Below are 12,990 nucleotides of genomic sequence, written 5' to 3' on the forward strand. Positions count from 1 at the left end.
CCTCCGGCCTCAGGATTAAGCCTTTAAATGATCGCGATTTTTCCTCTGCCTCTGCATCCGTTGAATCCATTTCCATAGCCGGAGAAGAGGACCCTTTTGCTCTTCTGCCCGGAAAAACCGACTGGTCTTTCTTGGTACAAACAAAATCCCCATGCGATCCTCATCACAATGATAGGAATGATACTCTGCTGTTCCCGGTTTCCCGTCCCTTTTGTAATCAATCCAGAGATACATTGGAGCAGTCTGCAAAATTTCCCGAAGCATCTCTTCGCTGTTGACTCCCTTTCCATTCAGACTCAGCAGAATATCTCCTGGTTTCAGCCCCATTTGACTGCCTATGGTATCCGGCGCAACATCCAGTATCCGCAGCCCGCGCCAGGGAGCGCCAAAAATCGGATTTCCGTTCAACTGGCTTTTCCTGCTCCAATACAACAGAAATTCGTGCAGAAGCGGCATCAGGACTGCGCCTGCAAACATCAGCCAGACATAGTGAACAGACAAAACGGCGATAACCAGGATCAGCAGGCTGCACATGCCCATCCACAGGCCGGTTTTCCTTGCCCTCTGCTCCGGACGGGCCGTAACAGCCAAATCGTTGTATTCCAACAGGACTGCAATGGGAAACAGCATGAGACCGCTGCCTCCTTGTCCTCCGAACAAAGGCCACCAATCCGGCATTTGCATTCCTCCTCCCGCCGTCTGCAGAATACCGGACGGAATCGTCAGAATGACAAGGGGCACCGGCCAGAACTTACCTATCGCAAACGCTCCAATGGGCTTGAACCTTTTATGTTCCATTACCACCGGCACGGTTTCCTTTTGCCCGTCCAGCATAATCAGGAGACTTTCGGTCAGGTGAAGGATCCCAATCAGTGCCAGAAGCGATGGAACATCCATATCCGGCCAGCCGAAGATCAGGCTGACCAGGGACAGAACACCTCCTGCATAAGACAGGCACAGATATCGCTTATTCAGCAAAGTAAGGAGCAGGGAGAAAGGCAGGAGAATGACCAGGGTATTCAGATTGATGGGAATTCCTATCAAAATAATCAAAGTGCTGGAAATCAGACCTGCAATCATGCCAAACAACATACTGTCCATCAAACGATTTCCTGAAGTGTCCCGTAAAGAACCCAACCAGGACTCTTCCAGCCGGGCATTCTTCTTGATTTCGGCATAAACCATCAGCAGAATCAAAAGATAGAGAAAGCTCGTTATGGATTGGGCAAAAGCAGTAAACAGCATTTTGATAAATCCGGACATGGTATGTCTCTCCTTTTTCGCCCTTACTGACTGAGCTGCTTTTTCACTTCTTCCAATCCTTTGGAAAGAGGAGCATCCAGATTCAACGGAAGGTCCTTTCCCGGATGATCCGTGACAAATTGGCCGGCTTCCTCCAGCTCGTTTACTTTAATATCGGGTACCACACCTTTTTTGTTGATATCCCTGCCTTTGGGCGTAAAATATTTCGCGGTGGTCAGCTTGACGACGTCGCCTTCCTTAAAGGGCCCGCGGATGGTCTGAACCAGTCCCTTTCCAAAAGTGGTATGGCCGATCAGCACACCAACTCCATGGTCCTGTATGGCTCCGGACAAAACCTCCGATGCGCTGGCACTGTATTCATTGACCAATACGGCCAGGGGAATCTTCAGATATTGCTTGTCTGTTTTGTATTCTTCCCGATTGCCATGCTTGTCTTCACTGTACAATACCAAGCCTTCCGGAAGCAGCTTATCCCCGATTGCCACACATTCATCCAGCAAGCCGCCAGGGTTGTTGCGCAAATCCAGTACCATGCCCTGCATCCCCCTGGAACGCAGTTCCTCCACAGCCCTGAAGAAATTGGCGGAGGAATTCTTATCAAACCGGTACAACCACAGGTATCCGATTTTGTCGTCCAGCATTTTGTATTCCATATCGGGAAGATTGACAACCTTCCGAGTGATGCTGTATTCCTCGGTTTTGCCGTCACGCAGAATGGAAACCTTTACTTTAGTATCCGCCTTGCCGCGCATCTTGCTTACTGCAGCATCCAGCATGGATCCATCCACATCTTCTCCATCGATGTTTATGATCTTATCACCTGTCACAATGCCGGCTTCTGCAGCGGGGCCTCCCTTAATAGCATTCACAACGGTAATCATGTTGTCTTCCTTGTTTACTGTAACGGTAAGACCCACTCCCGCATAGGATCCTTCCACATCCACCAGGAAATCCTGGTATTCCTTTGCTGTCAGATAATAGGAATACGGATCATTCAGGGAAGCGACCATACCCTTTAACGCTCCGTCCAACAGCGTCTTCAGCTTCGGTTCCTCCAGATAGTCCTGCTGAACGACTGCTTTTACCTGATTGAATTTCCTGTAAAAATCCCTCAGCTCCGTATAATCTTCTGCCTGGATGACATCTCCCTGACTGATCATCTTGTATTCATTCACCCGAAGTGTAATGAGGGATGAAAAAACCGCCGTGCATAAAATAATGATAACTGCCCCGATTACAGCTTTCTTTTTGCTAATCATATATACCCTCCCTGTTGCCGCATCCAATATAATTATTATAACATCCCCTATCCATTTATACAAAAGATGTTTGCCTGTATTTACTAATTAGTATAGACAAAAAGAAAGGATATCAGACCTCTTTTTTCTGTTTGGACGATTGTTCATTCTTCCGCTGCTGTCCGGATGGATGTTCCATCCATATAAAATGCCGTTTCCGGACTGCAAGCCGGAAACGGAGATATATCTGAGATTTCAGATAATAGGCATTTCACAAGTATTTGAAAGATACCAGGCATTTATCCATGCGACGACAATCTGAAGGCGGCGTGCTGCACTATCCTTTCAACGCTCCAATCATAACCCCTTTCACAAAATATTTTTGGAGAAATGGATACAGACAAAGAATAGGCGCCGTGGAAACTACAATCACAGCGTATTTAATTGTTTCGGCTATCATCTCCCTATCTTCCATTCCCGCTCCCATGGTCATATCATCCAGGGAATTCTGAATCAGTATCTCCCGCAGGATCAGCTGCAACGGATATTTTGAACGTACTCCCATCAGAAATATCATGGCGTTGAACCAGGAATTCCAGTGTCCGACTCCATAGTACAGTACCAGAACTGCGATGGTAGGCCCAACCAGAGGAATCATGACCTTTGTGAGGATGACAAAATGGCTTGCCCCATCCAGCTTTGCGGATTCTTCCAAGCTTTCCGGAATCGCCGCAAAAGCCGTTCGCATGATAATCAAATTATAGGTGCTGATTGCCGTTGGAAGAATCAGCGACCATAAAGTCTTATCCAGTCGAAGATCCCGTACCGTCAGATAAAAGGGAATCAATCCGCCGCTGAAGTACATGGTGAAGATGACAGACAGCGCCATTACTCGCTGAAACATCCAGTTTCGCCTGGACAGAAGGTATCCTCCCAGTAATGTCAGGAACATGTTGACAGCCACTCCCACCACAACGATAAAAATGGTATTCCGGTATCCATTCCAAATATTGGGGTTTTTGAAGACTGCCTGATAGGAAGACAGATCAAACCCCAGAGGATACCATAAAGGCCCGTAATGCATCATAAACCGATCCGGTTTACTGAACGAAGCAAACACAACATAGAGCATGGGATAAAGTGTAATCCCCATAATACTAATCAAAAGTAATATATTTACAACATTGAAAATACGTTCCCCGATTCCTGCTCGGATCTTGTTATTCATTGGAATCCCTCCATCACCATAAACTGATTTCGCTGGTTTTCCTGCTTATTTTATTTACCATCACCACCAGTGCAAAATTTACAACGGAATTGAACAGCCCCACGGCGGTACTGTAGCTCCAGTCAGAATTCAGAAGGCCCTGCCGGTATACATAGGAGGAAATAACATCGGATGTTTCATAAATAGAAGGATTATATAAAAGAATAATTTTTTCCGAACCGACACTGAGAATACTTCCCGTCCTCAAAATCAATAATATTATGATGGTAGGCAGCAGGCAGGGAATCGTTATATACAGCGTCTGTTTCCATCTTCCGGCGCCATCGATTTTTGAGGCATCGTACAATTCCGGATCTATCCCTGTTAATGCCGCCAGATAGATAATACTTCCCCACCCCACATTCTGCCAGATATCGGAGATCACATAGATCGGGACAAACAATCCAGGCTGATTGAGCATGGTCTGCTTTTTGAGTCCAACATGAGACAGCAGCAAAGTAATAAATCCGCTGTCGCTTGTAAATTGCTTGATCATGCCACATAAGACTACCAGGGAAATAAAATGGGGCATATAGCCGATGGTTTGTACCGTTCGTGAAAAAGCCCGGTTCCGTAACTCATTGATCAACAATGCAAGCAGAATGGGCGCCGGAAATCCGAATATCAATTGAGTGATGCTGATGATCAGGGTGTTTTTCAACACCCTGCCAAAATAAACACTGGAGAAAAAATTTTTAAAGTGCTGCAGCCCTGCCCAGGGACTGTTCATAATTCCTTTTGCCGGAGTAAAGTTCTTAAATGCAATGATGGTACCGTACATGGGTTTATAATGAAACAGAGAGATAAAACTTGCCGTCATCGCTCTTTACCTGCTTGGCAATTTCCGGATTCGATTCATAATAAGCAGCAAGGTTCGGAGCATATTGTTTCATCAAATCCGTGAGTTCCAGTATGACACCATCGTTGAAAAGCTTGGTGACACCACCGGGATATCCGGGCCAGGCATACTCGATGATATCCGGATATTCCCTGGAAGCCAGCAGTACATTCAATGTTTCCCGTTCCTGACCGGAGGGGGGATGCTCATATTTTACTTTGATCCCTGTGACTTTCTCCAGATTCTTTCGGAATGGAAGCTCACTGTAATTTGTCGCAAATGCGGATACATTGGATGCCAGCCCCACCCAATAGGTTAATTCAGGCTTCCCTTTCATAGGATAGATCGCATTTTTACTTGCATCATCTTTGGGCCCATCTCCGGATGATGTTTTTTCCAAGTTCTTATCGGAAACATCTGGTGTATTCTGAGACACCGCTTTTTCATCTGTTTCCTTGCCTGCCTGGTCCGTGCCTTTACAGCCTGTCATCAGGTTCAAACAAAGTATCAGGGACAATACCAAAACGAACGCCTTGATTTTAATGCTTCTCATAGAAACCCTTCTTTCTGATCATTTATTTGTGGCTCAACTGCCACCTTTCCTCCCGTGCACTTCTTTCCTCACAACACTCGAGACAAACCCTGCAGAACAGATATCTGTTTCCTAATTTCATTATAAGAAGAAGAGTTCAAATGTAAATATTGAAATCTACAGCATTCCGATTTCTTAATGTATTGTTGTTACAATTATTATACTGTTATAAAAATGTAAACTATTGACTGGCATTTCTGAATTCTCCGGGTGTAAAGCCGGTACATTTGCGAAAGGCATTGATAAATGTACCAACATTATTAAAACCGGACTTTACTGCGGCATCCTTGACTTTTTCATTCCCAAGCAGATAGTCCTTTGCTATCACCACTCTTTTTTCATTTACATAATCCACATAACTTTTACAGAAATGCTCCCTGAAAAAACGGCTTAAATACTGGGGCGTGACATGAAACACATCCGCCAGCCTTTCCAGACTGAGCTGATGATCCAGAAAATGTTCATCTATATAGACCCGGATTCCTTTCTCCAGCTTTGCTGGCCGTTCGCTCTGCTGTATCTTGATTTCTTTACAGACCTGAATGACCTTTTCCTTGATATCCAATAGAAAATAGGACATATCCCGATGTCCGTTGTCCGGATTATCCAGCTCCCGAATGCTTTGAAAGATGGAATCGCAATGCTTCAGGCTTAACTCTTCCATTGCCTTAACCACTGAGCAGTACAAATCATACAAAAAAAGTTCCATCATCTCATAGGTCAGCTGTTTATGAAGACAGTTTTCATTATAAACACTGCTCACAACTTCCAGTGCTTCTTCCTGTTTCCCTGACTTTATGGCATTTATCAGTTGTATTTCCTTTGAAACAGGAAATGCAAACAAATTATCATTCTTCAGGATATCATTATAGTACACAATCTCTTCATTCATCAGCCCGGCATAATGAAGGGCCTCTTCTGCCTCCTCATAAGAGCGGGATAAATTCATGTGACCCTTATAGATATTTCCTATCCCCGCTGATAAAACAATATCCAGTTTGTTCTCCGGATCCTTTTTCAGCTTTGTTGCCAGCGCATACAGGTTCTCCTGTAAACTGTCCGGGTTTGCAACATCCGACCCACAGATGCAGGCAATGGTATTATGGCCCATTTCCACTGCATATCCTACACAGTGATCTTTCACGACTTCTTCTATGGCATTGCATAATGCAATCTTGTACAATTCCTTTTGCCCGTCCTGTTTCTTATCAGCCGTTTCTTTCATCTTTACATGAAACAATGCCACTGCAGAAACAGTGAAGTCCAGACGAATGCCCAGCAATTGATTCATTGAATCGCTTTGACTTTCCTGGCAATTTTCATCCCCCCCTATAATTTCAGCCAGATAACGCTGTCTTATGACAGGGATATACCTCTTCATTATCTTCTGATTCGACTTTATTTCTTCACTGGAAGATTGTATTATATTTGATATAACCTGATAATCATCCTTTTCTTCCGCCTGATCTCCATATGCTGTTTGTATGAACTGTATGATGTTCCTGATCGGCGCATAATTTCTGTTAGCAGCAAAAAAAGATATCATAAAAGCAAAAAAACCAAACAGAACGATAATGCATATGGTGGACAATTTCAAGATCTTTACCTGATCAATGAATGCGTTATATGGAATAATGCTTACATATCTCCAGTTGTTTTTTGTCGATGTGATGTGTACCTTTAGCACTTTTCCTTCTGATGTTGCAATCGTTTCCGCAGCTGTCCGGGATCGCAGATTTTTTTCTGTAATATCCGTACCATGCCAGGGATTCTCCGATACAATGACCCGGCGGTCATGGCCCAGTATATACAGGCTTCCATGATATCCTTTCAGTACTTCCGAAAATGTATCCAGATACCGATCCTGATTCATAAGCACCAGGATACATCCCAGATTATCCTGTGCATTGGGCAGAGAATCCTTAAAAAGAATTTTCTTATCTATATTGCCGGCACAAGTATTTACTGTAACAGGAATGGTCTTTCGAAAATCTGCTTTCCTTATGGCATCTGTCCATTTTCCAAACTCCGCCTGGTCAGACGTGTGGGGATAGACGCAGCTGAAAAAGATCTCCGGAGTATAGAGACCGGTCGGCGACACAATAGAGTTGTTCTTTCTGGAATAGATATAGATATCTCCGATAAAATTGTTTAAAATTGTATATTTCCGTAAATCCAACATCACCGGCCTGGCCAATGAGCTCAAATCCCGTGCAGATTCCGCTTTTGTATAAAGAAAATCATGTAGCCTTTGATTCAGGGAAAACTCACTGGATATCCTATAAAGCCCTTCCACAAAAGAATCCACTGTATCGGAAGATTGCTGCAAAGCCGCCAGACTATCTTTCTCAATTTTATCCTCCATAATTTTCAATGTCTGATAATAATGAACGGCTCCAAGGACAATCATTGGAATGGCCAATAGGATCAAATAGGATAGAAATATTCGGCTGAAAGCCTTGTTGTGCTTCCATAAGCCTGCCATGCTTATTCCCCCTAACAAAGGCAGCCATAGGAATTATCTCAGCATATCCTCTTTTTTCACTACAAATCAATCCTTATGATTCTTCCAGGAAGAATATTACTTTTATCAAAAGCTTATTTCAACCGACAAAGGCCGTATGCCTGTCAGGGCCACACTTCTTTGATCCGGCTGGCTTATCCCTGCAAAAACCGTAAAGTGATTGCTGTCCAGGTATCGGTTTCCTTCCCCGTCCACGATATTCATAGCTTTGTTGGGAATCATGGCTTCCACCACCCTGCTTTCCCCCCTCCCAAGATGGATCCTCTGAAAGCCGCACAGGCAGGGATTGGGAACCGCATATTTAGAATTCCTGTCCTTTATATAGAACTGTACCACCTCATCGGTATCGTAGGACCCTGCATTTTTGATTTCCACCGATAACCGGATATCGCTTTCCTTTGCTATCTTGTTCTGTATCCTCAGATCCCTTAGCTCAACCCTGCTGTAGGTAAGCCCGAATCCAAAGGGATACAGGGGCTCTGTTTCCATATAACGATAGGTCCTTCCCTTCATGGAGTAATTGGTGAATGCCGGGAGCTCTTCCACACTTCTGTAAAAGGTAACAGGCAGTTTTCCGGAAGGGGAGTAGTCGCCAAACAGACATTCTGCCGCAGCCTGACCGCCTCTGGCCCCGGGGTACCAGGTTTGAAGAATGGCATTGCACTTTTTATCGGCGAAATTGATGCTCACGGCGCTCCCTGTTGACAACAGAAGTACGGTTGGTTTCCCAACCGCCGCTACCTTCTCCAGCAGATCCTCCTGCACCTCCGGAAGATTCAGATCTGCCTTGTCTCCGGATGCAGAGGCATTTCCGGCATCTCCCTGCTCTCCTTCCAATGTCTCATCCAGACCCAGGCAAAGGACCACCACATCGCTGTGTTCCGCCACAGTCCGGGCTTCCGCTGTCCTGTCGTTTTTCAGCCCCAGATTTTCCACCTTGTCTTTATATAAATGACAGCCTTCCGAATAATAAACACGAACCTCATCCCCGACATAATCCTGTATTCCTTCAAGCAGCGTGATAGTCCTGGAAGGAGTCCCGTAATAGTTTCCTTTCAAAGCCAGACGACTGTTGGCGTTGGGCCCGATGACCCCGATTGTCTTTATCCTGTCTTTGTCCAAAGGCAAAATCCCGTCATTCTTCAGAAGGACCATGCTCTTTCGGGCGGCTTCCAATGCCGCTTCATTATGCTCTCCGGAATCCACTACCGAGTAGGGAATGCTGTCGTATTCGCATTCATCAAACATGCCCAGTTTCATTCTGGTGGTAAACAGCCTTACCGCGGATCTGGTGATATCCTCTTCTGTAATCAGGTTATCCTTTAGAGCCTGCAGTAAGTGAAGATAGGTGTTTCCGCAATTTAAATCGCATCCTGCCTTTATGGCAAGAGCGGCAGACTCCGGGGCTGTGGAGGTAACAAGGTGCCCGGTATGAAAATCTGCGATTGCCCCACAGTCTGAGACAACATGGCCTTCAAATTTCCATTTGCCCCTCAGGATATCCCGAAGCAATGTATAGCTCCCGCAGCAGGGCTCTCCATTTGTACGGTTGTACGCTCCCATGACGCCTTCCACTTTGCCTTCCAATACACAATCCTCAAATGCAGGCAGATAGGTCTCCCACATATCCTTCTTTGATGCTGTCGCATCGAATTCGTGCCGGAGGCTTTCCGGGCCGCTGTGCACTGCAAAATGCTTGACACAGGCCGCAGACTTCAGATATCTGCCATGACCCTGCAGGCCCTTTATAAAAGCGACCCCCAGTCTCCCCGTCAGATAGGGATCCTCGCCATAGGTTTCATGCCCTCTGCCCCATCTGGGATCCCGAAAGATATTTACATTGGGTGACCAGAAGGTGATTCCCTTATAGATATCCCGGTCTCCATGCTTTGCCGCTTCATTGTATTTCGCCCGCCCCTCGGTGGCAATGATATTCCCAATTACCTCCATAAAATGTTCATCAAACATGGCAGCCATACCGATTGCCTGGGGAAACATGGTGGCCGTGCCGCCCCTCGCGACACCATGAAGGGCCTCATTCCACCAGTTATACGCAGGAATCTTCAGCCGCTCTATGGGCGGTGCATCATATTTCAGCTGGGATGCTCTTTCCTCTATGGTCATCTGATCCACCAGCTTACGCGCACGTTTTTCCGCTTCCTGCGTTGTGATTCGGTTCGTCCTTCCTTCAACTGCTTCTGCTCCCATTTCTTCACCATCCTGTTTTTATAGCTTCCATACTCAATGATACGCATAATTGTTTCAAGAATAGAACTTTACCATGTAGAGCACTCCTGTTTCCTTTATAAGTTCCTATGTAAGTTCCTATGATGTACCCCATCTACACATCTACATTTTGGGAAACAAATCCTTCAGCCCCGGATAAAGGCTCCGGTATACCCGGTATCTTTCATTATAAAGAGAAACAATTGCAGGGTCCGGCTCCACTGTAGTCCGGATTTGGACAATCTTTTCCGCAATCTCCTCCACGGAAGCGTATGCTCTGCAGCCCACCGCAGCCAGCATGGCAGCGCCAAGTGCCGGCCCTTCTTCCACGGACAGGATGTCCACCTTCAGATTCAGAACATTGGCCAGGACTTTTCTCCAGAGAGGACTTTTCGCTCCGCCGCCGCACATTTTGGTCCTCTTTATCCCGGTTCCCAGGGATCGGGCAACCTCATAGGAATCCCGGATTGCAAATGCCACTCCCTCCATCATGGCAAGGGTCATATCCTTCCGGGTGGTTTCCATGGTCATGCCGACAAAGGCTCCTCTGGCATTGGGATCATTGTGGGGAGAACGCTCTCCCATCAAATAGGGAAGAAAATACACCCGGTTGCTGCCCAGATTATGAATATCCTTCTGCTCTCCGGCAAAATCCTTCGTCTTCAGGATCTCTTCCATCCACCACTTATTGCAGGAAGCAGCACTGAGCACCACTCCCATGAGATGATAATTGCCATCCGCATGGGCAAAGGCATGAAGGGCATTGTTTTTATCCACTTCAAATTGTTCGCTGGAGACAAACAGGGTGCCGGAAGTCCCAAGGGAAACGTTGCACCTTCCTTCCCCCACTGTACCGGTCCCAACTGCAGCAGCCGCATTGTCCCCTGCCCCTGCCACAATTTTGACATTCCCGGGTAAACCAAATTCCCCGGCGATCTCCTCTTTCATGGTTCCAACCACCTCATAGCTCTCATAGACGGCTGGAAGCTGTTCCTCGGTTACCTCGCATATCTGCATCATGTCTTTTGACCAACATCTGTTTTTCACATCAAACAGCAATGTCCCCGAGGCGTCGGAAGGATCGGAACTATGTACCCCGGTCCACCGATACACGATATAATCCTTTGGGAGCATAATCTTTGCAATGCGCCTGAAATGATCCGGTTCCTGTTTCCTCATCCACAGAATCTTCGGCGCGGTAAATCCGGCAAAGGCAACGTTCGCTGTATCCGCCGATAAACGGTCTTTCCCAATCTCCTGATTCAGGTATTCGGTCTCCTCAGCGGTTCTCTCGTCATTCCACAGAATCGCGGGACGAATCACATGATCGCTTTTGTCCAGTGCCACCAGGCCATGCATCTGTCCGCTTACTCCAATCCCGGCCACCCTGGATTTATCAATATCCGGGAGAAGTTCCCGGAGTCCATCCGATGTCTGACGATACCAGTCCTCCGAATTTTGTTCCGACCAGCCCGGCTTCGGATAGGAAATGGGATATTCCCTTGATACGCTCTTTACGCAGACACCATTTTGATTCATCAGCAGCAGTTTTACTGCTGAGGTGCCCAAATCTATTCCAATAAAATACATTTCACACCTGCCCCGTTCCTTGATGGGTCCTTTGAGGGTACTTAGTTCGATGGTACTTGCTTCAATGGCACTTACTTCGATAATACTTAGTTCGATGGTACTTCCGGAAACAATTGCTTAACCAAAAAGTATGGAATTCACAATACTCTCCAGATATTCCTGCCTTCCGGACCCAGGCAGCTCAGGCGCTCCCAGTTTTTCGGCATGTTCGGCAAGCTCCGTCAGGTTCGTCCCGCCTTCTCTGATCTTTGCGCCCAGTCCGGTTTCGAAGCTGGAGTATCTTTCCTTCACAAAGCGGTCAATCCTGCCGTCCTCTATGATCTGAGCAGCTTTGATGAGACCCAGGGCAAAGGTGTCCATTCCCAGGATATATCCCAGGAACATATCCTCATGGGTATTGCTGGGACGCCGGTTTTTGGCATCGAAGTTGAACCCTCCGTTTTTCAGTCCACCGGCCTTTAAAACTTCATACATGCACATGGCTGCTTCATATACATTAAAGGGAAACTGATCCGTGTCCCACCCAAGAAGACAATCCCCCTGGTTTGCATCAATGCTTCCCAGCATCCCGTGGATCGCGCTGACCCGCAGCTCATGCTGGAAGGTATGTCCTGCCAGCGTCGCATGATTGGCTTCGATATTCAGCTTGAAATCCTGATCCAGACCATAGTCCTTCAGAAAGCCAATCGCCGTGGAAGCATCAAAATCATATTGATGCTTTGTCGGCTCCTTGGGCTTGGGTTCAATATAAAAATCTCCTTTGAAACCAATGCTCCTGCCGTATTCCACCGCCATTTTCATAAGTGCCGCAATGTTTTCCAGCTCGAATTTCATATCGGTATTCAGCAGTGTTTCATAGCCTTCCCTGCCTCCCCAGAATACATAGCCCCTGCCGCCCAGCTTTACGGTAAGATCCAGAGCTTTCTTGACCTGTGCCGCGGCAAAACAATATACATCCGCGGAATTGGTGCTCCCTGCCCCGTTCATAAATCTTGGATTGTTGAACATATTTGCCGTAGCCCAAAGAAGCTTTTTCCCGGTGTGTTTCATCTTTTCCCTGATATAATCGGAAACCTCATCCAGACGCGCATTGGTCCCGGAGATGGTTTCGGCCTCCGGCACCAGATCCGCATCATGAAAACAGAAATATTCGATGCCCAGTTTCTCCATGAACTCAAAGCCTGCATCGACTTTTGCCCTGGCATGTTCCATGGTGCCGATCTTTGATCCAAAGCTTTTGTCTGCTGTACCCACTCCGAACATATCAGCACCGGCCGCTCCAAGATTATGCCACCAGGCCATGGCAAAAGGAAGATGCTCCCTCATGGTTTTTCCCATAATGACCCTGTCCGCATCATAATACCGGAACGCAAAAGGATTTTTGGAAGATGACCCTTCGTACTTTACCTTCGGAATGCTTTTGAATATTTCACCCATGATATGCCTCCCCAA

Annotated in this window: 9 protein-coding genes; all 9 read right to left on the reverse strand. The window is 46.5% G+C overall.

The features are described 5' to 3' along the window. Nucleotides 1–15: 15 nt before the first annotated feature. Nucleotides 16–1,263, reverse strand: a complete 1,248-nt coding sequence (locus tag QBE55_13515; GenBank protein WZL78503.1) for a PDZ domain-containing protein — start codon at nucleotides 1,261–1,263, stop codon at nucleotides 16–18. Between the two features lie 23 nt (nucleotides 1,264–1,286). Further along, nucleotides 1,287–2,522: a S41 family peptidase gene (locus tag QBE55_13520; protein WZL78504.1), complete on the reverse strand. Its 1,236-nt coding sequence runs from the start codon at nucleotides 2,520–2,522 to the stop codon at nucleotides 1,287–1,289. Between the two features lie 316 nt (nucleotides 2,523–2,838). Then, nucleotides 2,839–3,729, reverse strand: a complete 891-nt coding sequence (locus tag QBE55_13525) for a carbohydrate ABC transporter permease (GenBank protein ID WZL78505.1) — start codon at nucleotides 3,727–3,729, stop codon at nucleotides 2,839–2,841. 13 nt (nucleotides 3,730–3,742) lie between these two features. Continuing rightward, nucleotides 3,743–4,588 (reverse strand): ABC transporter permease subunit, encoded by an 846-nt coding sequence (locus QBE55_13530; protein WZL78506.1) that lies wholly within the window; start codon nucleotides 4,586–4,588, stop codon nucleotides 3,743–3,745. Continuing rightward, nucleotides 4,554–5,159: a hypothetical protein gene (locus tag QBE55_13535; GenBank protein WZL78507.1), complete on the reverse strand. Its 606-nt coding sequence runs from the start codon at nucleotides 5,157–5,159 to the stop codon at nucleotides 4,554–4,556. Before QBE55_13535 ends, QBE55_13530 begins: the two co-directional genes overlap by 35 nt. Before the next feature lie 220 nt (nucleotides 5,160–5,379). Further along, nucleotides 5,380–7,683, reverse strand: coding sequence for a helix-turn-helix domain-containing protein (locus tag QBE55_13540; GenBank protein WZL78508.1), 2,304 nt, complete (start codon nucleotides 7,681–7,683; stop codon nucleotides 5,380–5,382). A 105-nt stretch (nucleotides 7,684–7,788) separates the two neighbouring features. Then, on the reverse strand, nucleotides 7,789–9,930 hold the full coding sequence (locus QBE55_13545) for a glycoside hydrolase family 3 C-terminal domain-containing protein (protein ID WZL78509.1): 2,142 nt from the start codon (nucleotides 9,928–9,930) through the stop codon (nucleotides 7,789–7,791). A gap of 141 nt (nucleotides 9,931–10,071) precedes the next feature. Beyond that, nucleotides 10,072–11,538 (reverse strand): xylulokinase, encoded by a 1,467-nt coding sequence (gene xylB, locus QBE55_13550; protein ID WZL78510.1) that lies wholly within the window; start codon nucleotides 11,536–11,538, stop codon nucleotides 10,072–10,074. A gap of 117 nt (nucleotides 11,539–11,655) precedes the next feature. After that, complete coding sequence (gene xylA, locus QBE55_13555; GenBank protein ID WZL78511.1) at nucleotides 11,656–12,975, reverse strand: xylose isomerase; 1,320 nt, start codon at nucleotides 12,973–12,975, stop codon at nucleotides 11,656–11,658. Between the last annotated feature and the right edge of the window lie 15 nt (nucleotides 12,976–12,990).

The sequence above is a fragment of the Eubacteriales bacterium mix99 genome (assembly GCA_038396605.1).
Classification (GTDB): domain Bacteria; phylum Bacillota; class Clostridia; order Caldicoprobacterales; family DTU083; genus UBA4874.